Source organism: Neobacillus canaveralius, assembly GCF_047237705.1.
GTDB lineage: Bacteria > Bacillota > Bacilli > Bacillales > Cytobacillaceae > Neobacillus > Neobacillus niacini_K.
This window is the reverse complement of the sequence record NZ_JBDFLL010000001.1, coordinates 3405147-3425582: the sequence shown is the minus strand read 5'-3', so window position 1 is coordinate 3425582 and position 20436 is coordinate 3405147. Positions and strand designations below refer to the sequence as shown.

Genomic DNA, 20436 nt, shown 5'->3' with positions numbered 1-20436 from the left:
AGGTTCCCTTCTACTCGACTGATCCAATAAGGATTAACGCTTCTTTTTGTTGAACTTTATTGAAGTAACGGTGCAGATTAGCTGAACAAGAGTAACGAAAAGTCTTACTGTTTTATGTCGATGTTTGAACCATTTGCGACAAAAAAAGGAAGCGTCACTTAGACTCTTCAAAGAAGGAGAGCAACATATGAAAATCTATTGGTCTAGATAATATTATCCAAAATTTCAGCTAAAACAGGTAATGATTGATTCTTCATTCTTTAGCAGTAGCTTTTATTACCCGTTCAATGATTGGATTCCAAATCCATCCTGTCATCTTCACTACTATGCTTGTTAAACTTCCTAGTATCGAACTGCCTAAAATATCCATAGGGTAATGTTGTCCCATCCAAATTCGAGAGAATCCTGTTAGAATAGCGGCAAGGTACATCATACTACCTAAGAAACGCTTATAAAAAAAGACAGAAGTTGCCGCCGCAAATGCTAGAGTGGTGTGTTTACTTGGAAATGAAGAGCTCTTTTTTGATGGAAATGGGGGTAATAAATGTACCCAAAGATTCAAAAAAGGGCGAGGTTTAAAATAAAACAGTTTAATCAATTTATTTAAAACCAACGATAATCCAATGGAAATGATAGTAAATAAAGTGATTTTTTTGTGTGAGTTATTGCGAAACCACATGAAGATTAATATAAATAGAAACAAAAAACGAACTTTTTGAGAGAAGTTGACCACCAATGTATCCAAAAGCTGATAACGACCTGCATATTCATTAATCCTCTTAAATATCCTGTGGTCCATATAAATGTCTCCTTCTTCCCTATTCTTATATCAAGTGTAGTTTAGCTGTTTAAAAACGATTTATGTTCAACTCACCAAAACGGGTTAGGAAAGATGAGAAGTTTAAAGCCTAGCTCTATATAGATTGTGTCATCATAATGTTTTTTAATATATACCCTTACAAAAAAAAATATGTAGTTCATCCATCTGTGCAGATTTCCTAATAATCTTTTCCAGTTATACTTAATACCTTTTATACAGAGAATACACCTGTGGCTCACTATCTAAAAGGGGAGGAATGAAAAATGACAGTAGGAACTCAAGTAAGCCAAACTTTAGCTGGATTAAAAAGTGCACAAGCTAGCTTAGAAACATTTGCTTTAGGGACTGAGAATAAACAGGCAAAACAGTTGTACCAAAACGCTGCTCAACAAACTCAATCAATTATTGACAGCTTAGAGCCCCGTCTTCAACAGATTCAAAAAGAAGAACCTCAATACAATCAGTGATGTATTTTTCTTGGGGTTAGCATTATGCTAACCCTTATCAAATTAAATTTTCTATAAAATTCCCTTACTTCAATAAAAATTCTAATTTAAGGGGGATAAGGATGACTGTATATTCTAACGTAAAACAATGTTTAGCCTCGATTAATGGAATTGAAACACAACTATCAAATTTTGCATTAAATTCCCAGGATGAAAAAGCTCAACAAGCATTTCATCAGGCGATGTTATTAGTAGGAGAAGTTAAAAAGGAGCTACAAATTCGAGTTACAGAACTCGAATTTCAGGAACCTCAATATAAACCAACTTAAAGTTAAAGGTGATGAATGTGCCAGACTGGATTGATGTTTTAATAAGAGGAATTTTGTATATAGTCGTATTATTTATGATGACCAAACTATTAGGTTCAAAACAGATTGCTCAGCTTTCCTTTTTTGAATATATCTCAGGGATTACTATCGGGAGCGTAGCTGGTGAAGTTATTACTGGGTTAGACAAAAATATTTCACATGGAGTAATCGTAATTTTACTTTTTGGTGGTGTAACCTATGCTGTAGACTTTTTTTCCTTAAAAAGCAAAAAATTTAGAGATTTTGCTGAAGGAAAAGCAAATGTTTTTATTAAAGATGGAAAAGTTATGGAAGATAGTTTAAAAAAAGAACATTACACCATTGACGATTTAAATGCCTTACTTAGGAGAAAAAATGTATTTAAAGTTGCCGATGTAGAGTTCGCAGTCTTAGAACAAAACGGTGATTTAAATGTTCTTTTGAAAAAAGAAAACCAACCACTAACTCCCAAAGATTTAAATATAAAGGTTGGAAATGAAAAGGCACCTCAAACAGTCATTATGGATGGGAAAATTTTAGATAATTCTCTTGAACAAGCAAAACAGACCCGCCATTGGCTTAATATAGAATTAGAAAAACTCGGAGTAACACTTGATAATGTATTCTTGGGACAAGTAGATTCTTATGGACAATTAACAATTGATGTTTATGATGATAAAATCAATGTCCCATCGCCCCAACTACAACCATTATTAATGTCAATGTTAAAAAAGAGTCAGGCTGACTTGGAATCTTTTGCATTACAAACGGATGCTGAAAATACAAAAAAAATGTATACACAAACTTCCAAAAAGATACAAGAAGCAATCGATTTACTTACACCTTATCTGAAAGGGTAAAATTAAAAGGAGGGCTGAGGAATACTCACGCCCCTTACCCTTAAATAACTACTCGTTTTTAGATCCTTGATGTTGCCTGCATTACGGTTTTTAGCAGCGTTGTTATTGCCACCAACTTCCTCACCCACTTGGTTACCAAGTGTACCGCCAGCAAGGCCCCCTGCAACAGAGCCAAGTGGTCCAAAAGGAACCTACGGCGGCACCTGCAGCACCACCTCCAATAGTACCTATTGCTTCACCAATGTCACTGCCACCTTGGTTTGCATTTCCGCCATTTCGATTGCATTCGTTATTTTGAGTCATCGTAGTTCACTTCCTTGTTTGTAATCGGGAAGAATCACATCCTAAATGCAGCGTTTCCGCAACATATTTTACCCAAACCGAAATGTTTTACTCACTTATATGGGTCTCCTTAATTAACCTTCGTTAAGCTGCCTTTTTTTACTTTGGCTAGTATCCGTAATAGGGGTTATTACGGCACTTTTATGTTCTACAGTATTAAGTTATACATGTAAAGGAAACATAATCACACTTCATATGGAAGATTGTGAAATATTACACTTAAACTATAGGGTGCGATTGTTCAACAAGAACAGTCGCTTTTTCACTAACGGGGCAGTTTAGCTCAAGAAGGTGATATTCATTAATAGGACGAATTATATATGTAGAGCTCAATTTAAAGAGGTCTCAACCAAAATATGTTACCTTGCCAAAAAATCAAATGAGGTGGAGATTTGTCACACGTAAGAATACGATGTACAGGACTAATAGTCGAAAATAATTCTGTACTTTTAGTTGAGTACGATGATAATAATGGGATTCATTATAATTTACCTGGTGGAGGACTTGAGCCAGGTGAAACTATATTAGAGGGTGTTGCTAGAGAGGTGTTAGAAGAAACTACAGCACAAGTTGATGTTGGTCCGTTAGCATTAATTTATGAGTTTACCCCTCATAAACAGTCTGGAGATTATAACGTCAATGAGAAGCACGGATTGCACCTCATTTTTGAGTGTACAATAAAGAATAATTCAATACCACGATTACCTCAAAATCCAGATCCTCATCAATCGGCGGTTAAATGGGTCACTCTAGAAGAATTAGACTCCATTTTGCTGATACCGAATATTAATAAGCAAATAAAAGACTATTTTCAGAACCAAAGGAATATCGAATTAATTGAGGATTATAGGCTAGATAGACTCCAATTAGAATAGAAGTAATTCATACATAAGACAGTAATTGAAATTTTCCTTGATTGTAGTAATTTCCTTGCTATATTAACTGTGCTTGAGCTCAAGAATGATCGCTGCGGCGGTCTTTTTTCTTATTGAAGTAACGAGGTGGTTTAGTTCAAGAAGGAAACCGATAATGACGAGGAGTTATATTACTAACATTAATAAGATACGGTAAAAAGAAATACCTGCTGAAAGATCTGATGAAACTTTTTACCAATATTTTCGTATTTATATTGATAAAAAAATTGGGGAGATTGAGTTAATGATGAGAATCTTTTTAAGTTTATTCGTGTTCTTTTTTCTTGCAGCGTGTACAAATGAAGCATCGTTTGAAGATAGAAGTGCCCAATTACCAGATGATATTATTAGTGCTATCGAACCTTTACCAGATGATATTAAAGATGATATTCTTATTCCTTCAAAGTTGCTTTCTGATAAATATTCGGTGGACTTCGGGTACACATCTGAACCAGTAAATAATCCAAATGGAAAAATTGTTCTTAGTTATCTAATTTATGCCGATGAAAATAGTGATTGGAATATTACATTAAACACATTTCATAATCCTAGTTCTCCTAGTAACGAATATAAAAATAATGAAACTGTGAAACTTATAAATGGGGCAGAAGCCACATATAGTGAAACAAAGGATGGTTTACAAAGAGCAATTTTATGGACTGGTAACGAAATAACACACGAGATATCTTTGATAGAAAACCCAGAAAGAAGTAAACCAATATATACAAAAGAAGAATTTTTGGACGTGGTAAACTCATTGAAATGAAGATTGATTAGAAAAAAACAGTGTTAGGAATCGTCACTCCAAGTAAAGCATATTTTGATCCCCAACTAAATAAACGTGTAGTAGGACAGGGTGTTGTTACGGCAACATCTTTTTTTAATGCAATAAATTTCAAAATTATTGTATGTTTGTCCAAGGATTTTAATTTCCTTTTGAATTTAATGTAACCAAAAGGGAGGCGGAAAGTAATGAATAATAATGTTGTTTCAATTGGAGCAAATTGTGTAGTAAGAATTCGAACTCGATTTTTTCTATTGGTAGAAATTGAAGTGGAAGATATTGATTTAGAAGAAATTATTTTTATCCGAATTTCCGAGCGGGAGTTTAGAACATTAATAAGAGCCGGTGTCCAACGTTGTACAATCGCAGAGCGTATTCCACGTAACAAGGCAGAATTCAATTGTGTTTTAATAGAAAATGGTCAAGCATTTTTGGTTTTCGACGTGGAAAACAACCAAGACGAAGCTGTCCTTGTTAGAATTTCCTTAACAAGAGCAGAGGAGTTAATCCGTAATGGTGCAATGAGGTGTACGGTTATTAATCGATAGAGAAAAAGAATTTAGGGTTTACAAAGGAAGGTTAATTTAACCAAAAGCGTCGTGGAGACATCCCTTTAAAAAGGGATGTCTATTTCATATAAATAAAGGATATTACGCTCTTTTTCTACCCAATATTCATTTCATTTTCTCTTCTAAAGAAACTTATCATAATTCATCCCAATATAAAAAGACATACTCTGGTTCATGCTCTTTTTTCAACTCGTCAACACTTGCTATTTTATCTGAATTTTTCTGTTTATTCGTTCGTAAAGTATTACTAACGTTCTGTTTTAAACCCTTTTCATCCATGATATACACTCTCCTTTATAATATAGTTTGTGTCCTGACCTTCTTCCTATTCTTGTTTTTGCAACGAATGTATTCAGGTGAAATATTCAAAATAAAAGAAGAAATATGGAATGTCTAAAGAAGTGCTCAAAATTTTGAGTGCTTCTTTTATTTTCTTTTTCAACTTAAGAAGCAGGTTATCGAATAAAAGTTACCCGATTTAGGAAAAGATAAAAAAAATATTGGAGGTTTACTCAATGGGTCAGGTTATTTCCTGGATTGTAATGATAGTACCTTGGTTTTTACTTCTACCACTAAATTCAATTAGGGTAAGAAATTTTTTATCAGTTGCGTTTTTTACTGTTTTATTGAATACAATTTATTTCCAGATGGCGGAAGTTTGGAATTGGTGGACCGTAACAAAAAATGTATTTTTTCTAACAAATATTTCATCGTTTACATATGGGCTACTTCCTGTCACAACAATCCTTGTATTTTATTTTTTTTATCCCAACGTCTGGTTATTTTTCGGAGCTAATCTCATCTTGGATGCAATACAAGCATTTATCATTAGTCCTTTTGTTTTTGAAAAATTTGGACTTTATGAGTTGAACATTATGAGTAATTTGGGGCTCTATTTTGCGATTATTAGTCATTTACCAATAATTTATCTTTATCAAAGATGGTACGATTCTGTATTCAATCATAAAAAAGCTGATTAAATATTATGTTGAACATAACCTACCTACGCTCGGCATTGCCTCAAGGAGCAACGTAGCTTTTTACTGGAACAATATAAAAAAACACTCACAAATGTTGAATGACCAATGTATGGGAGTGTTTTTTTTTTGATAATGATTAGATTATTTGAAACAACGTTATTAGGAAGCCTGATTAGGCTGTTTTGTAAGCAAAATATCCAGTGTATTCACTGGATTTATCGTTACCTTACTTTGAAGATTTTGGTTTTTCTATGGCCTTTTGAAAACCATAGTTCAAAAGAGATAGTGAATAAGCAGTAAGAAAAATGGTTTTAGAGTTGAACTTTTTTAACTTATAGTGACCCATTTTTTGAAAAAGTGCATTTAAAGGATAGGCAAAAAGAAGATCCATGACTAAATTACATAATGCATATAAAGAAAATTTTCCATATGTAAAATGAAACACCCACAAATTCATGGTAAAAAACGGTCCGAATACAAAGGCTAATGTATCAAATATGGTGTATTTGATTCCTCCTTTTACCGTCCACCATTTAAAAATGAGGTTCGGCAGTGATTCACTTAACAAAATGCAGGAGCAAAATAGGGTAACTGGTAAAAATCTTTTAAAGGAATTCTTAGGAAGCAAGAATATGACAGTAGCCCACAAAACGATTGCATTAAAAATTCTAAAAAAATTAGCCAACATGTTCACCATCCTTGGTTATATTTTTTAGGATGCGGTAGCGGATAGATTTAATTCCATCAGAATAGTCCAAAACCCATATGTAAGTACAATCTAACTAATTTGCCTGCTTTCACCAAATTTGTATGTAGAATTTGCAAGCATGCTGAGTATATCCACTACTTATTATCATTTTCTAGATTCGTAAAAATTATGATTCCGTGTGTAACCAATCATAGTACATGACTTCGCCTGTTGCGAGTACATAGCGTGTCGGCTTACTCTCACTCACTTCTGTTACTTGATTGAGAATCAGTTCTTTAAATTTGTTGGTTACAATGCCGTAAAAGAAAGCTATTGGTTTTACTACTGATTTAGTTGATTTAAGTTTACGGATAAGCTGCTTAAAGGACTGAATACCAATACTGAGAATGTCATCTGAATGTTGATCACATTCAAATCGAAAAGCTGCGATTTGAACCATATGCCAGTATTCTTCAATTGTTTTTGCATCAGAAAAGAAGTATTTTACGGTTTGAACAAAGCTTTGAGGAACTTGATCACTGACAAAAGTGTGATCGAGTTCAATCGGCGCTTCCTTACGTTTATTAATCTTTTGATTATTTGTTTTTAAAAGATTATTAGTTTCTTTAGGGTGGTCCAATTTTTTCTCCTTGGGTGGTTCACTCGTTGGGAAACGATTAAAGCTGTAGAGGTTACTCGACTGTGAACCATTTTTCCGTTCGGTTTCATAGATAGTGAGGATTCCTAAATCCTTCGCTTTGAGGATCATCCGTTTAAAAGTAGAGCGGGAGATTCCATTACCTTGATACTCTTCATTGATCGCTTTTAACAGAGTTCCAATTTTCGCATTACAAACTCCAGGGACCTTGGCAGAAAAACGAACCAGACGTTTTAATCCGACGAGCTCACCCTTCGAGAACTCATCCTTCTTCACCGCTAACCACATCTCTATATGCGTATTAAACTCCTTCACACTTTTAAACTGAGAATACTCTTCAAACCCTTGAATTCTGCCAGATTTCAAATTCATAAAACTGCACCACCCTTTCTACCCTCTATATATGGAAATAGGGGGCAAAAGGACATGGTGGTTTGAAAGCAGTTGTTACAGTATTGTGAACGGTTAATATGAGTCCGGGAATAGCTATTACACCTTCAGTGTGGAAAATAGCCTTATACGCTTTAACCTATTCAGTCAGCACAAGCTCTTTTTTCATTCAGCTAGAAGATTTAAAATCAAGATCTAATTGATTGTTATACGATACGTGATAAATTTTTACACGATACGTTATACGATACGTGGGCAAAAAGAAAAAGAAAAAGAAAAAGAAAAACAACAACAAGTTCTTTCTAAAAAAATAGAGGAAAATCCAAATCAGTGCACCATCGTCATATCTTATCGCACAAGGTTTTCCAGAGCTTAACAAAGGAGTCATTGGAACATTCATGCATTTCACAAAATATTCACATCTAGATGAAATTCACCCTGTCGGTTTTAGGCTGTTTTTCATATATAACCTATGAAAGTAATTTTACTAGAAGAAAGGTTAGTGATGGAAAATGGAAAAGTATAGAATAGTTCCAACTGATTTTTGGAAGAATCCGATTGTTTTGGAAGAGATGACTACTGAGGACAAGTATTTTTACCTTTATCTACTTACCAATTCTCAGACCACTCCAATTGGTATCTATAAGATTACCAAAAAACAAATGGTTTTTGATTTAGGCTATTCGATTGAGCAGGTTGATTCATTAATAGAACGATTCATCAACCATCATAAGTTAATTCGTTACAATCCTGAGACGATGGAACTCGCCATTAAAAACTGGGGGGGAAATAACCTGTATAAAGCAGGAAACTCTGATATGGATTGTATTTATACTGAGGAAGACGAGGATACTTCATTTATTTTCGAAGCTCATTTAGAAACAGGAAATTGATAGGAAAAGACAATATCAAATGCCCTAAGGACTAGCCTGGATGGTCCGTTGATGTGTGAACTTAGCCAGATTCCAATAAAATGTTATTATCTTTGAGACGGTTCTCATGTTCTTACTGCCAACAAAGTTTCTCAATAAATGAGTCCAGAAGAACCGTCCCCATGGATAGCAGACAGTTCTCAAAGGTTATTCCAGAAAAAGGACGAAATCATGATAGCAATTTCGTCCTTCTCGTGGCTCCAATTGAAAAAGTAGACAAGGAGAACCGTCCCCATTGTTACTTGTACATTTCATTTTCTAAAATTATCACATTTTCATTGTAGGAGGTGTTCGCGACATGCTTCGTATTTTCCACCAAACGGTAGATATTGTCACAGCATTGTTTGGAGCCTAGAACTAATAAAGGGACGCCGATGACGTCAATATTCAGCCCTCTTGAAAACATTCCCCCAAGTGACATAGCCATTGGAACGGTTGGAGAGGTATTGGAAAAAATAAGCTTTTCTTTTATATGAAATTTTTCCTGAAAAAGTACCGCCAATTCTCTCATGGCAGGCACCGCATATTTGTCTCGTTTCCGTCCAATAGAATAAACGGAGTTCCCTTCCTTATCAATCCCGTGAAAGAGAAGTTTTCCAAAATCCTTTTTCGTTAACTTATTAAAATATTGGACATTAAGGATTTCTTCCTTGGTCAGCTTTCTTTCTGATTGAGGCAATTGTTCCAAATGGTAGGCCGCTGCCAAAGCAGTGGAGTGCGTCCCAGCAAAATCATTATAGATATATAACATCGGAAATCATCCTCTAAATATTCTCTTACCTTTAATATGGTTGTTTTTAGTATTAACATACAAAGAAGTAAATCTATATTGTTTTCTCCTTTGTAAGTACGCACCGGATCAAGGAAATAATTGAGCCCGAACATATAAAAATTCAAATGGGAAACTTTAAAAAAGAGTATCTTTGAAGGGGAAAAATATGGATATGTCTTTTATTTGGCAGTCATTTTTATTAATTTTAGCTGGAATATTGCTATTAAGATTGGCTGGAAGAAAATCAATATCCCAAATGACTCTAGCTCAAACCATCGTTATGATTTCTATCGGAACCATAATCGTGCAACCCATTGTTGAAAAAAGTGTGGAGAGTTCAAGAAACTTCTTGATTTGTATTTACCATTAATCCAAGGAGCAAAGGATGCAACACAAATCTCATCTCAAGAAAAAGGAAATATTTTTGAAGAAATTAAAGAAAGAAAACCCCAAGACGGTTCAGATTTCCTGATGTAAATGAGGTAAAAGACATACATATATAAGAATGGCCGCATCTGCGATTAGATAATAACAGATATTATCGCTTTTTTCAGAGCTATTTTTCTATTTTCTTCTTAATTTTTGTGTAAAATAGAATTGAAAATAAAAAAGAATAGGTGAGAACATGAGTCAATTATCCGATTTTGTATCCAAGCAACATCATGAAAGTGTCGAGGAATTAAAAGAATTATTACGCATTCCAAGCATAAGTTCCTTATCTGAGCATAAAGAGGACATTCAAAAAGCAGCTTCCTGGATTGCCAATAAGTTAGAAAGCATTGGAATGGAACACGTTGAAATCGTACAAACAAAAGGTCATCCGATTATATATGCCGACTGGCTCCATCAGGAAAATGCGCCGACTGTTTTAGTATACGGCCATTATGATGTACAGCCGGTTGACCCGATTCACTTATGGGAGACCCCGCCGTTTGAGCCAGACATTAGAGATGAAAAAATCTATGCGCGCGGTGCCACAGACGACAAAGGGCAGACATTCTTACATATCAAAGCTGTCGAATCACTACTGAAACTAGAAAATAAATTACCGGTAAACCTTAAATTTTGTATCGAAGGAGAAGAAGAAATCGGAAGTCCCAATCTTCCACAGTTTTTAGCAGAAAACAAAGAAAAACTAGCCTGTGATGTGGTGATCATATCTGATTCTGATATGTGGGATAGAGGAGTTCCTGCGATTACATATTCATTAAGAGGTCTGGCTGCTCTCGAGGTTTCACTTAAAACGGCGAATACCGATTTGCATTCAGGTATGTTCGGCGGAGGAGTTCAGAACGCTAACCATTTATTAGTGAAGCTGCTATCTACTCTTCATGATGCAAACGGAAAGGTAAATGTTGAAGGCTTCTATGATGATGTTTTAGAACTGTCAGAATTTGAGAAGGAACAAATTAAAGCACTGGGCTTTGACGAAGAAAAACTAAAAAAACAGTTGGGCTTAACGGAATTAACGGGAGGGGAAAATAATTATCCATATCCCGAGAAAATTAACTCTCGGCCAACATTAGAATTAAACGGCATATGGGGCGGATTTCAGGGGGAAGGGACAAAAACTGTTATTCCAAACGAGGCACATGCCAAAATCACCTGCCGTTTAGTCAACAATCAAAATCCTGAAAAAATCCAGGTGTTAATCAAAAAGCATTTGGAAGAAAAAGCACCAAAAGGATGCAGTGTAAAAGTAACACTTCAAGATACAGGTAATCCATTCTTAACGCCAATCGATGATCCAATGATTCAAAAAGCGGCTGAAGCCTATGAAAAGGTTTATGGAAAAGCACCTGTTTATAAGAGAGAAGGGGGTTCAATTCCGATTGTATCGGATTTCAATCATACCCTAAATACTCCTGTTGTCTTAATGGGATTCGGCTTGCCAGATGAAAATCTCCATGCTCCGAATGAACATTTTAATTTAGAAAACTTTGATAAAGGTATTTTGACGATCTGTTCGTTTTTGGAATTGATCTGATATAGATAGGCAAAGGAGGGGTGCATAGCATCCCTCTTTTTGTAAAAGTGTATGGGGAAGTTTAACAAATTAGTGAACAAAGCATGTAAAACGAATGGAAACTTTTGTTGAAAATATGGAGAAAATGTAATAATTAATCAATGAAAAAAGACAAGTGAATATTAACCTTGTCTTTTTCCTTGTCTATGCTGCTTTTTAGTAGGTAACGGCTTAGTTGCTTCTCTTTTCAATAAATGTTTTTCAAATTGGAGTAAAATACCAATAAGTTCAATTATTTGTGGCAATTCTTCATGTTCGAAGTTATCTAGACGATCCATAGTTGTAAATTCAATTAGTTTTGATAAATGTATGTGATAGGGATCGGAATCTGTTTGATATCTTTTGTCCCTTGTCTTAGATTGGTTATGGAACCCAAAAACTAATTGAGTATTACCATTATAATCTTTACCAGTAAAGTTATAATGGTATTGTTTAATTGAAAAATCATCGTTTAACAATTCTTCACAGGTCAAAATATAATCAGACTCATGGAATTTAATTGTTTTCCGTTGAGCAAAGCGCGAAGATCCAGCATCATCGATTATTCTAATTATTTTGATGAAATCTTGTTCGAGTACATTAAATTTGGTGGCGAAAATTTTCTTTTTAATCTGAAGCATTAAGTTCTTTTAACATTTTGGAAAAATGAAACCATGCACCGTAGTCACTTTCCTGCTCGAATGTTAATTCCTCTTTTAATAGTAGGTTTTCTTTTATGTTGCCATCATATTTTTGCTCTAAGGCATTTAACTCAATTAAAATTTCATCCATTGCATCTTCTTTTGATAATTCTGGAGGATTGTATTCATTAGAAAGATACTGTTCGATAATTTCTTTGACCTTTATTTTTGCTCCATTTGATGCAACCCACTCAACGTTTTCATTAATTTTCGTGTGTTTATTAGGTTCTCTGAAAATTCCAATAAATCTACCCTGGTTAATCCATTTGTTTATTGTGGTTTGACTCACCTGAAAAAATTGTGCTAATTCACTTGTCGTATAAACTAACCCCTCTGATAAATGACTATCATCGGAATTAATTAATGATTCAATCAGCTGAGGCACTGCAATAGATACAGCCTTGCTTTTAATGAGTTCTACAATTCGATCTAAATTCTTCAGATTCGGATTGAGATTGTTAACGACTAATTTAATAAATGTTGGACTAATGTCGGAGTTTTCAATCATTTTCGCGAATTCTTCTGCGTGTCTTTGAAATTCAATTAATTCCTCTTCTGTAACCACAATTCTCACCTCTTTCACCTCCTATTATATCATGTATATTCCAAACTGAAACCAAACTGAAACCTTCTTTTATCCATTTTATTCAAATTAAAATTTTTTAGTCCTTTTATTCAAGATAATATCTGATATAGTTTCTCCGAAAACCTCCTATTTGTCATATAGGCAAGGTGAGATTACGGAGTTTAAGAACCCCAATTGCTAGACAGTGCGATTAATAGACCTTTAGCAACAATGTTTGGAAAGTCATTAGATTAAGGTATTTTTGAAAAAGCGGTTGCTCTCTTTGAACCTCTTGCAAAAAATCATGTATTTCACAATGGAAATAAACGCACTGCATTTGCATACATGACTAATTTACTTTTTATTAATGATCATGTTTGTGTGATGAACGAAAGGAGAGCTGCTGATTTAACGTGGATTTTGTGAATGGTAAGATTCAATTTAAAGAGGTAGTATCGAAAATAAAGCAACATTCTTATAGAAAAAGTATAAAAAATTAAAAGACACCACAAGAAGTTAATATGGTGTCTATTTTTATTAAACAAATTTTCCCTGATGCGCATATTCTATAAATCGTTCTTTCATGAGGATAGTCAATTTATGTATGAACTTAAGAGGGTGAGATAATCCAAGTTAGTCCTTCATTTCTATCTATATTCATTTCCTATTAATCAATTAATTACTTTCATCCCTAGAGATTTTGAAATTTATTCAACGCTCTTAATCGTTTAATAAAATTTTCTAATGCTTCACCTTCAGTTTGGAATTCTTTCTCTGAGATTGGATTTGCCCGCTCGTCTGAAGTATAGACTTTCCATTTATTTGCTTTTTCTCTAATGCCAACTTCATTTGGTTTAATTTTATGATCATCGAACCAATTTAAATTCTGTAATTTCTCATTTTGGATGATTTCTAAAGCATTCTCTCTTGTCAATATAATCACACCTTATTTTATTTTTTCTATTAAGCCTAAACCTTCCAATAAATCAACTGGTTGAAGTGGAAGATATCGATTTAGAAGAAATTTTTTTTTCCCGTTTAGACGTCTCTTTTCTAGTAAACAAGTTTGTAAATATTGTACTTCAACAAAGGGGGTATGCAAAAAGCATATCCCCTCACATTTTTTATTAATGAAATCTACCGTATAATAATTTACCAATCCAAAGCGTAAGTAAAAGCCAAATCAAAATGAATAATATGGCAACAAACCAGTTTTTGGGTTTACCATTTTTCCTGATTTCTTCAGCCTTTTCTTTGTTTTCTTCAATAATGTAAGCAGGTATTAATTTGAGAGCAAGCGAAATGCCCAGAGGAACTATAATTAGGTCATCCAGATAACCTATTACAGGAATGAAATCAGGTATTAAATCTATAGGACTAAAAGCATACGCAACCACACAAATAGCGACCAATTTAGCATACCAAGGAACTCTATTATCTTTGTAGGATAAATAAAGTACGAATAAATTTTGTTTTAGTTTTCTTGCGTAGGTTTTTAACTTTGTCAAAGTGTTTTGTTGTTCCATAAAACTCCCCCATTTAGTAGTGATTATAAAGGAATTTAAGAAAGAACTAAATCTGTGACCATGGGGACGGTTCCGATGGCTTTTGTCTCTTCGGGTAATAGGGTGGGTAAGCTCTCAGTTATTGGATTAGTCCTGAACAAGGATTTTGAAACAATCAACAGGAAAAGAACCGTGAGAACCGTCCCCAAAGTACAAAGTACTCCCGTCTTTTATCCCGTATGTCAGCTAAATAAATGTGAGTATAGTTCCATTTTTTTGAATTTTGGAAATTTAAGGAGGTGAATAAAAGAAGTAAAGAGAATAAAATTTTAGCTTAACAAAAACGAAGGCAGTTATATTTTAATTAAATTAGAGAAGTACGCTGCCTTTAAAGTAAAGGATCTTATTGTCGTAAAAAGAGGAGGAAGCAGGTTTGGATGAGAAAATAAATGCAAACTATCGATTGGTCGACACCGTCAACTCGCATGAAGCTTTTAGTTACCACTCACACGAACAATATGAAATTTATTATTTCCATGGTGGTAACTGTAAATATTTAATTGGTGACCATATTTATCCTTTACAAGAAGACGATATTATTATCATGAATGGTTTAACATTGCACAGAGCATACCCAGAACCAGGTATCCCATATGAGAGAAGCGTAATTGAGTTTTCATCTGAATGGTTACGACCTATTTTAATCAACTTAAACGTTCCTGAATTATTAAATCCGTTTAACCAGCTCAGTAATACTTTATTTCGGGGAACAGACAAAGAGAAATTAGTAGAGATTAAGAAGTTAATAAGAAAAATCGCATGCAAAGATTCGAATACATTGCTTGATAAAGAAAATAGTGTAGAAAGTCGTTTGCGAAATGGTGAAATTTCCACTTTATTCGTACAACTTCTATTTAAGATCTATGAATTAAGCAAACAACAGCTCGTAAAAATACCTCCAGTCGAAACGGAAAAGAATACTCACGTAAAACGTATTATACCCTGGATTGAAAAGAATTTTAGCAGTTCGATTACTTTAGACTGTATTGCAGCCAATTTAAATTTAAGTAAATACCATATGGCTAGGATTTTTAAAGATGTAACAGGTTTTACCATCATGCAATACTTAATGACTTGTCGGATCAACCGTGCAAAATACCTGCTGGAGATCCACCCGGGAAAATCCATTCATGAAGTAGCCTTAGAATCCGGTTTTGAAGATTCATCTCATTTTAGTCGTTTTTTTCGAAAACAAATGAAAATTACTCCATCAGAATATCGCAATAGTAGAGCAATCAGGAAACCTTCAGCGTATTCAAAATAAATCATTTCCCCTAAAAAAAATAGCAAAACAGCAATATATGACAAATTAAAGTCAAAATAACACAATTATAAACAAGCGAAATATTCTAAATTTTTATACCATTTAATTAGAAATTGAAATGGTATCCGCTAGATTTACTAGAATGATTCTTAACAGAAACAGGAGGGCGTTGTCAAAAGGAGATAAAAAAGGCAGTAGTAAAAAGCAACGCCTACATATGAAAAAAATTTTTAGGTTTGTTTGAAAGCGTTGTCATTAAGGAACGGTTACATGACCAAAATCAAAACGGTGAAGGAATTCTAATCAAGAAAGGAGATATTTATGGCGAATAACAGCATGGAAGCGGCCAATACAGCCACTACAAGTGTGAATACAAACACTCACACAGAGTCTAAAACGATGAAACAGAAAAAAAGAAGTTCCCAATGGACATGGTATATTTTCTTAATCCCAAGTTTTGTAGGTATTTTACTGTTTATGGTCTATCCTATCGCAGAATCACTAAGATTGAGTTTTTTTAAATCAAATGGGACGATTGAGACCTTTACGGGACTGGCTAACTTTCGTACGGTATTAACTTCAGGTCCTTTTTGGAATTCCGTTTGGAATACCTTTTATATCGGAATCTTTCAAATCATTATCACTATCCCACTAGGGTTTATTTTTGCAACACTTATCAACTCTGTGTCAAAAGGGAAAAACTTTTTTAAGGTCTTATACTTTCTGCCAAATGTCACTTCCATTGTTGCGGCTGCCATGATCTTTCAATTTGTTTTACACCCTGAAATGGGGATACTCAATTATATTCTTGGTTCTTTAGGATTACCAACACCAGGCTGGTTTTCAGATCCTGCCACTTCTAAATGGGGTGTCATTTTGCTGGCGGTTTGGCATTGGATTGGTTTTGTTATTATTATCTGCCTTGCCAATCTTCAAGCCATTTCGGCGGAAATGTATGAAGCAGCTAAAATTGACGGGGCAAGTGGAATCCAACAATGGTTATTTATCACCATTCCAAATATGACTGGAACGTTTGCCTTCTTATTAATCACTGGTTGGATTGGTGCTCTTCAGCGTTTCAATGAGGTTTACGTCGTTGGCGGACCAAATGGAAGTCCCGCTCGTTCCATCCAAACCATGGGAGCCTTTATTTATGAGCGTGGTTTTACAGGATTTGAATTTGGTATCGCATCCGCTGCCACCTATATCATGTTTATCATCATCTTGATTTTTACCTTTATTAATCTCAAAGTCTCGAAAATGAAAATATAACTTAGAGAGGAGGGACTCTATTGAATAGCACAATGTCAATGAAGAAAATGGAACGGATTACATCTATTATTAAGTTTCTTATTCTATTAATTTTCGGTGTCGTGCTTATGGCTCCATTTATATGGATGGTTAGTGTAGGTTTTGATCGGACAGCCAATATTTCAATGCCGTTTCCGCCTCGATTAATACCAGAGGAACCTTCAAAATTCAACTATGGCATCGTATTTGAGAATGGAAGACTTATTAAATCGTATATAAACTCAACCATTGTTACGGTGAGTTCTGTGATTTTGGCAGTTTCTGCCTCCCTTCTGGCAGGATATGCGTTCTCCAAGGGGAAATTCAAAGGAAAGAAAATCTTGTTCATTGTTGTCCTTTGTACGCTCATGATTCCAATGGAGCCGAGGTTAATCCCCTTATATACCTTGTTTAATAAAATGAATCTATTGAACACGTATTATCCATTGGTTCTTCCCTCTATTATTAGCGGCATGTTGATTTTCCTTTGTAAACAGTTCTTTGATCAGCTGCCAGATACGCTTCGGGAGGCTGCCCAAATTGATGGAGCTGGTGAATTTAAAATTTTCTTCCGTGTCTATTTGCCACTTGCCGGACCGATCGCAGCAACAATGGTGATTTTAGCCTTTATTTGGAGCTGGAATGACTTTATGTGGCCATTAGTGGTGCTTAGCGATTTAGAATTACAAACCGTTCCTCTTTATTTAGCGAGTTTCTCGCTGGAGAATGGTTCAAGTTTAGGGGGCTTAACCATGGCTCTCGCAACCGTTAGTATTTTACCAATCGTCATCTTGTATCTTTTTTTACAACGATACATTATCCAAAGTATTGCCCTAAGCGGGGTAAAGGGAGAATAGTTTATTAGTTTTACTAAAAGAAATGAATAGGGGGTAAGGAAATGCGTAGAGGTATTTACAAGAAGGCAACCATTTTATTTTTTACGATTATGTTGTTAGTAAGTTTTGCACTTGTGGGCTGTGTTCCGAAATCAAATAGTTCTTCTTCAACCAGTAAAACAGAAGGAAAATGGGCAGGACAAAAGATTAAGGTCCAGATGATTGGTGACTTTGCGATGGATGACAAGACAGATCCCGTTTCTGGTGAGACAGCAAAAGGCATGAAAGTAATAAAAAAGGAGTTCGAAAAGCAGCATCCTGGAGCAACTGTTGATTTTGTTTTAATGCCATGGGAAGGATATACAGAGAAAACGCAGGCGATGATCACTTCTGGTGAAGCCGACGTGTACCAAATGCCTGGTGTCGCAGACTTTGCTCCACAAGGTGTACTAGAACCATTACAGCCGTGGATTGAAAAAGACAAAGAATTCAGTCTAGATATCTTCATTGATAACCAAGTTGATGGTTGGAAGGCTTTGGGACCAGACAGTAAGGAATTAGATATTTTTGGACTTCCGTTTTTGGGCGATACTCGTTTTATTGCTTACGATAAGAAGTTATTTGACGACTGGGGCGCAGAATATCCATCTAAAAACCCAACAATGGAAGAAATTGCAGAAAAAGCAAAACAAATGACAGGAAAGAATCCAAAAACGGGTGAACAAAACTATGGAATTTGGTTCCGTGGGGATTGGTCTTCTGCTTTCACACTTGTGGATCTTGCTGAAGGACAAAACGGTACATGGGGAACAGGTTTTGCATGGGATGAAGTTAAGTTTAGCTTTGATTCACCAGAAATGCTCAATGGGTTAAATTGGCTGCTGGAAATGCAAAAATATGCACCAAAGGGAATCGTTAGTAACCAAGGGAATGAAAAATGGTTGTCTAAGGATAACAATATTGCCATTATGTTAAACCAAGGCCCTGGGGATACCGTTAAACCAGCTTATGCCCAAGGACTTGGAGACCGAATCGGGATTGTTAATGAGTTTAAAAATGATGAAGGTCGTGGAGGATTATTTGCAGGTAGTCCGATTACCATTGCGAAAAATAGTAAAAATAAAGAATTGGCATGGGAATGGTTAAAATTTGCTACGAGCGATTTCGTCCAAAAATATGTTTTTGAAGAATATGGAGCAATCCCAGCAGTGAAATCCGCAACTGAATGGGATAGTGTGAAAGAAATGCCATTAATGCTTCCAGTATTTAACGCAATGGAAACACCGATGACTCCTAGATACCCATGGGGATCTTCACAGCCACGTTTTATCTTAACCTCTGAAATTGAGGCTGCATTAACTGGAAATAGAAGTGCGGAAGACGCACTTAAAAAAGCTCAAAAAGAGAGTACGGAATGGGTTGAAAACCGTTAATCTTTGGGGCATTAAAGTTGAGAAGTATACCAGATGATAAACTAGCAGATTGCTAGAGCGGTAGCAATGAAAAGAAGTAACTGTAGAGAAATAGTATACAGTTACTTCTTTTCATAATGGTTGTTCATTCTTTTCATAGATAGAAAGTATACTCTGTAAAATACGAAAAGGATAAGGGAGTGTGTCCTATGCTAAAGGTTGCCGTGATTGGACTTGGAGATGTTTCGAGCGTTCATCTATCCGCTATAAAGGGAAATACGCGTGCAGAGTTGGTGGCAGTTTGTGATATCGATGAAACAAGGAAAGATATCGTGCCAGGTGTGAACTTTTATACTGATTTTCAAGATATGCTGGAAAAAGAAGTGTTGGATTGCGTACATATTTGTTTGCCGCACTATCTTCATTATCCCGTAACAAAAGCGTGTGTTGAAAAGGGTGTTAACGTATTTCAGGAAAAGCCGCTGGCATTGAATTCTGAGGAAGGATATGCCCTCGTCAAACTAGAGGAAAAGTATAACGATTGTAAAATATGTGTTTGCTTCCAAAATCGTTTCAATGAGACCTTTGAAGTGCTGCAGAAAATAGTTGAAAGCGGACAAAATGGAAAGGTGATGGGAATCAAGGGTGTAGTTACATGGGCTAGACCAAAATCTTATTATGACAATAAACCATGGCGAGGGAAATTGGAATTTGCAGGTGGTGGAGTGATGATCAACCAATCCATTCATACGTTGGATCAAATGCAGCTGCTTGGCGGCGAGATTAAATCCATTCGAGGGTCCGTCGATCAGCTTCTAGATTATGGGGTAGAAATCGAAGATACTGCCACAGCGTCTATTCAATTTGAAAATGGGGTGAAAGGATTCTTTTTTGCGACCATTGCCAATGCAAATAATTCCAGTGTCGAGCTTCAGGTAGTTTTTGAGAAACAGAAATTCACCATTAAGGATAGTATTCTAACGAAGCTAGATGAAGAAGGTAAAAAAGTAGAATTGATCGAAGACACCAAGATGCCAGGCTCAAAATTCTATTACGGTGCAAGTCATATGAAATTAATTAATAAATTCTATGAGTGTATTGTAGAGAATACGGACGAGTATGTCCACGTCAAAGATGCCCTTCCGTCAATGAAAATGATTGACAGTATTGTTAAATCATCTGAACTAAAAAGAGAAGTCAAGATGCAAAGCTTAGAAGCTAGTATATAAAACGAGGAAAGTGGAATCAGCTGTAGGCAAAAAAATAGTTGAGGATAGCTGACCATAAATAAAGTAA

The 20436-nt window shown here is 35.2% G+C and carries 25 protein-coding genes and 1 pseudogene; 17 read left to right on the top strand and 9 right to left on the bottom strand.

The genetic code is table 11. From position 1 onward, the window contains the following. Positions 1 to 253: 253 nt before the first annotated feature. Complete coding sequence (locus tag ABC255_RS17245; protein ID WP_412995364.1) at positions 254 to 799, bottom strand: phosphatase PAP2 family protein; 546 nt, start codon at positions 797 to 799, stop codon at positions 254 to 256. A 284-nt stretch (positions 800 to 1083) separates the two neighbouring features. Here ABC255_RS17245 and ABC255_RS17240 point away from each other — a divergent pair, with 284 nt between their 5' ends. From ABC255_RS17240 to ABC255_RS17230, 3 genes are all read left to right on the top strand, one after another. After that, positions 1084 to 1287: a DUF1657 domain-containing protein gene (locus tag ABC255_RS17240; protein WP_283860264.1), complete on the top strand. Its 204-nt coding sequence runs from the start codon at positions 1084 to 1086 to the stop codon at positions 1285 to 1287. A 101-nt stretch (positions 1288 to 1388) separates the two neighbouring features. Further along, positions 1389 to 1595, top strand: a complete 207-nt coding sequence (locus tag ABC255_RS17235) for a DUF1657 domain-containing protein (protein ID WP_283860265.1) — start codon at positions 1389 to 1391, stop codon at positions 1593 to 1595. Between the two features lie 17 nt (positions 1596 to 1612). Continuing rightward, positions 1613 to 2473, top strand: a complete 861-nt coding sequence (locus ABC255_RS17230; RefSeq protein WP_412995361.1) for a DUF421 domain-containing protein — start codon at positions 1613 to 1615, stop codon at positions 2471 to 2473. Between the two features lie 132 nt (positions 2474 to 2605). Here ABC255_RS17230 and ABC255_RS17225 read toward each other — a convergent pair whose 3' ends face one another. Next, positions 2606 to 2776 (bottom strand): hypothetical protein, encoded by a 171-nt coding sequence (locus tag ABC255_RS17225; RefSeq protein WP_412995359.1) that lies wholly within the window; start codon positions 2774 to 2776, stop codon positions 2606 to 2608. Positions 2777 to 3207: 431 nt separating this feature from the next. On the opposite strand from ABC255_RS17225, the gene ABC255_RS17220 reads away from it, so the two are divergent. From ABC255_RS17220 to ABC255_RS17210, 3 genes are all read left to right on the top strand, one after another. Beyond that, entirely contained in the window at positions 3208 to 3690 is a 483-nt protein-coding gene (locus ABC255_RS17220) for an NUDIX domain-containing protein (protein ID WP_412995358.1), read from the top strand. A gap of 283 nt (positions 3691 to 3973) precedes the next feature. Then, complete coding sequence (locus tag ABC255_RS17215) at positions 3974 to 4495, top strand: hypothetical protein (protein ID WP_412995356.1); 522 nt, start codon at positions 3974 to 3976, stop codon at positions 4493 to 4495. Positions 4496 to 4701: 206 nt separating this feature from the next. Further along, positions 4702 to 5061, top strand: coding sequence for a hypothetical protein (locus ABC255_RS17210; RefSeq protein WP_412995354.1), 360 nt, complete (start codon positions 4702 to 4704; stop codon positions 5059 to 5061). Positions 5062 to 5217: 156 nt separating this feature from the next. On the opposite strand, the gene ABC255_RS17205 is transcribed toward ABC255_RS17210, so the two are convergent. Continuing rightward, positions 5218 to 5361 carry a hypothetical protein gene (locus ABC255_RS17205; RefSeq protein WP_412995353.1) on the bottom strand — a complete coding sequence of 48 codons (144 nt, stop codon included), beginning with the start codon at positions 5359 to 5361 and terminating at the stop codon, positions 5218 to 5220. 236 nt (positions 5362 to 5597) lie between these two features. Here ABC255_RS17205 and ABC255_RS17200 point away from each other — a divergent pair, with 236 nt between their 5' ends. Next, a complete protein-coding gene (locus ABC255_RS17200; protein WP_412995351.1) occupies positions 5598 to 6062 on the top strand; it encodes a hypothetical protein in 465 nt (154 codons plus the stop codon). Positions 6063 to 6517: 455 nt separating this feature from the next. Beyond that, entirely contained in the window at positions 6518 to 6778 is a 261-nt protein-coding gene (locus tag ABC255_RS17195) for a hypothetical protein (protein ID WP_412995350.1), read from the top strand. Positions 6779 to 6937: 159 nt separating this feature from the next. Here ABC255_RS17195 and ABC255_RS17190 read toward each other — a convergent pair whose 3' ends face one another. Then, the gene (locus tag ABC255_RS17190; protein WP_412995348.1) at positions 6938 to 7780 is read right to left on the bottom strand and encodes a hypothetical protein; all 843 of its coding nucleotides are present in this window, start codon (positions 7778 to 7780) and stop codon (positions 6938 to 6940) included. A 530-nt stretch (positions 7781 to 8310) separates the two neighbouring features. Between ABC255_RS17190 and ABC255_RS17185 the strand changes: the two genes are divergently transcribed. Continuing rightward, entirely contained in the window at positions 8311 to 8691 is a 381-nt protein-coding gene (locus ABC255_RS17185) for a replication protein (RefSeq protein ID WP_412995346.1), read from the top strand. Between the two features lie 277 nt (positions 8692 to 8968). Here ABC255_RS17185 and ABC255_RS17180 read toward each other — a convergent pair whose 3' ends face one another. After that, complete coding sequence (locus tag ABC255_RS17180; protein ID WP_412995344.1) at positions 8969 to 9481, bottom strand: DUF3189 family protein; 513 nt, start codon at positions 9479 to 9481, stop codon at positions 8969 to 8971. Positions 9482 to 9674: 193 nt separating this feature from the next. Between ABC255_RS17180 and ABC255_RS17175 the strand changes: the two are divergent. Next, positions 9675 to 9833: pseudogene (locus tag ABC255_RS17175) on the top strand (DUF421 domain-containing protein); the annotation flags it as partial. Between the two features lie 294 nt (positions 9834 to 10127). Further along, a complete protein-coding gene (locus ABC255_RS17170) occupies positions 10128 to 11489 on the top strand; it encodes a dipeptidase (protein WP_412995342.1) in 1362 nt (453 codons plus the stop codon). Between the two features lie 161 nt (positions 11490 to 11650). Here ABC255_RS17170 and ABC255_RS17165 read toward each other — a convergent pair whose 3' ends face one another. After that, complete coding sequence (locus ABC255_RS17165; RefSeq protein WP_412995341.1) at positions 11651 to 12148, bottom strand: hypothetical protein; 498 nt, start codon at positions 12146 to 12148, stop codon at positions 11651 to 11653. Beyond that, positions 12135 to 12782 carry a MerR family transcriptional regulator gene (locus ABC255_RS17160; RefSeq protein WP_412995339.1) on the bottom strand — a complete coding sequence of 216 codons (648 nt, stop codon included), beginning with the start codon at positions 12780 to 12782 and terminating at the stop codon, positions 12135 to 12137. The genes ABC255_RS17165 and ABC255_RS17160 overlap by 14 nt, the downstream gene beginning before the upstream one ends. 249 nt (positions 12783 to 13031) lie before the next feature. Between ABC255_RS17160 and ABC255_RS17155 the strand changes: the two genes are divergently transcribed. Continuing rightward, the gene (locus ABC255_RS17155; protein WP_412998577.1) at positions 13032 to 13199 is read left to right on the top strand and encodes a Fic family protein; all 168 of its coding nucleotides are present in this window, start codon (positions 13032 to 13034) and stop codon (positions 13197 to 13199) included. A 265-nt stretch (positions 13200 to 13464) separates the two neighbouring features. Here the strand turns inward: ABC255_RS17155 and ABC255_RS17150 are convergent, their stop codons facing one another. Both ABC255_RS17150 and ABC255_RS17145 read right to left on the bottom strand, forming a co-directional pair. Further along, positions 13465 to 13707, bottom strand: coding sequence for an Imm59 family immunity protein (locus ABC255_RS17150; protein WP_412995337.1), 243 nt, complete (start codon positions 13705 to 13707; stop codon positions 13465 to 13467). A 193-nt stretch (positions 13708 to 13900) separates the two neighbouring features. Continuing rightward, the gene (locus ABC255_RS17145; protein ID WP_412995336.1) at positions 13901 to 14299 is read right to left on the bottom strand and encodes a YkvA family protein; all 399 of its coding nucleotides are present in this window, start codon (positions 14297 to 14299) and stop codon (positions 13901 to 13903) included. A gap of 412 nt (positions 14300 to 14711) precedes the next feature. On the opposite strand from ABC255_RS17145, the gene ABC255_RS17140 reads away from it, so the two are divergent. The 5 genes from ABC255_RS17140 (at position 14712) to ABC255_RS17120 (ending at position 20369) form a co-directional block, all read left to right on the top strand. Beyond that, positions 14712 to 15602: a helix-turn-helix domain-containing protein gene (locus ABC255_RS17140; RefSeq protein WP_412995334.1), complete on the top strand. Its 891-nt coding sequence runs from the start codon at positions 14712 to 14714 to the stop codon at positions 15600 to 15602. Positions 15603 to 15923: 321 nt separating this feature from the next. Continuing rightward, positions 15924 to 16874, top strand: a complete 951-nt coding sequence (locus ABC255_RS17135) for a carbohydrate ABC transporter permease (RefSeq protein ID WP_412995332.1) — start codon at positions 15924 to 15926, stop codon at positions 16872 to 16874. A gap of 20 nt (positions 16875 to 16894) precedes the next feature. Further along, complete coding sequence (locus ABC255_RS17130) at positions 16895 to 17749, top strand: carbohydrate ABC transporter permease (protein ID WP_412995330.1); 855 nt, start codon at positions 16895 to 16897, stop codon at positions 17747 to 17749. Positions 17750 to 17790: 41 nt separating this feature from the next. Then, the gene (locus ABC255_RS17125) at positions 17791 to 19161 is read left to right on the top strand and encodes an extracellular solute-binding protein (RefSeq protein ID WP_412995328.1); all 1371 of its coding nucleotides are present in this window, start codon (positions 17791 to 17793) and stop codon (positions 19159 to 19161) included. A gap of 188 nt (positions 19162 to 19349) precedes the next feature. Continuing rightward, positions 19350 to 20369, top strand: a complete 1020-nt coding sequence (locus tag ABC255_RS17120; RefSeq protein ID WP_412995327.1) for a Gfo/Idh/MocA family protein — start codon at positions 19350 to 19352, stop codon at positions 20367 to 20369. The last annotated feature ends 67 nt before the right edge of the window (positions 20370 to 20436 follow it).

Coding starts and splice junctions, on each gene's coding strand:
- ABC255_RS17170 (WP_412995342.1), top strand. CDS start 10,128: ATGAGTCAATTATCCGATTTTGTATCCAAGCAACATCATGAAAGTGTC.
- ABC255_RS17120 (WP_412995327.1), top strand. CDS start 19,350: ATGCTAAAGGTTGCCGTGATTGGACTTGGAGATGTTTCGAGCGTTCAT.
- ABC255_RS17225 (WP_412995359.1), bottom strand. CDS start 2,776: ATGACTCAAAATAACGAATGCAATCGAAATGGCGGAAATGCAAACCAA.
- ABC255_RS17145 (WP_412995336.1), bottom strand. CDS start 14,299: ATGGAACAACAAAACACTTTGACAAAGTTAAAAACCTACGCAAGAAAA.
- ABC255_RS17185 (WP_412995346.1), top strand. CDS start 8,311: ATGGAAAAGTATAGAATAGTTCCAACTGATTTTTGGAAGAATCCGATT.
- ABC255_RS17240 (WP_283860264.1), top strand. CDS start 1,084: ATGACAGTAGGAACTCAAGTAAGCCAAACTTTAGCTGGATTAAAAAGT.
- ABC255_RS17210 (WP_412995354.1), top strand. CDS start 4,702: ATGAATAATAATGTTGTTTCAATTGGAGCAAATTGTGTAGTAAGAATT.
- ABC255_RS17235 (WP_283860265.1), top strand. CDS start 1,389: ATGACTGTATATTCTAACGTAAAACAATGTTTAGCCTCGATTAATGGA.
- ABC255_RS17245 (WP_412995364.1), bottom strand. CDS start 799: ATGGACCACAGGATATTTAAGAGGATTAATGAATATGCAGGTCGTTAT.
- ABC255_RS17205 (WP_412995353.1), bottom strand. CDS start 5,361: ATGGATGAAAAGGGTTTAAAACAGAACGTTAGTAATACTTTACGAACG.
- ABC255_RS17190 (WP_412995348.1), bottom strand. CDS start 7,780: ATGAATTTGAAATCTGGCAGAATTCAAGGGTTTGAAGAGTATTCTCAG.
- ABC255_RS17135 (WP_412995332.1), top strand. CDS start 15,924: ATGGCGAATAACAGCATGGAAGCGGCCAATACAGCCACTACAAGTGTG.
- ABC255_RS17195 (WP_412995350.1), top strand. CDS start 6,518: ATGGTAAAAAACGGTCCGAATACAAAGGCTAATGTATCAAATATGGTG.
- ABC255_RS17215 (WP_412995356.1), top strand. CDS start 3,974: ATGATGAGAATCTTTTTAAGTTTATTCGTGTTCTTTTTTCTTGCAGCG.
- ABC255_RS17200 (WP_412995351.1), top strand. CDS start 5,598: ATGGGTCAGGTTATTTCCTGGATTGTAATGATAGTACCTTGGTTTTTA.
- ABC255_RS17165 (WP_412995341.1), bottom strand. CDS start 12,148: ATGCTTCAGATTAAAAAGAAAATTTTCGCCACCAAATTTAATGTACTC.
- ABC255_RS17180 (WP_412995344.1), bottom strand. CDS start 9,481: ATGTTATATATCTATAATGATTTTGCTGGGACGCACTCCACTGCTTTG.
- ABC255_RS17125 (WP_412995328.1), top strand. CDS start 17,791: ATGCGTAGAGGTATTTACAAGAAGGCAACCATTTTATTTTTTACGATT.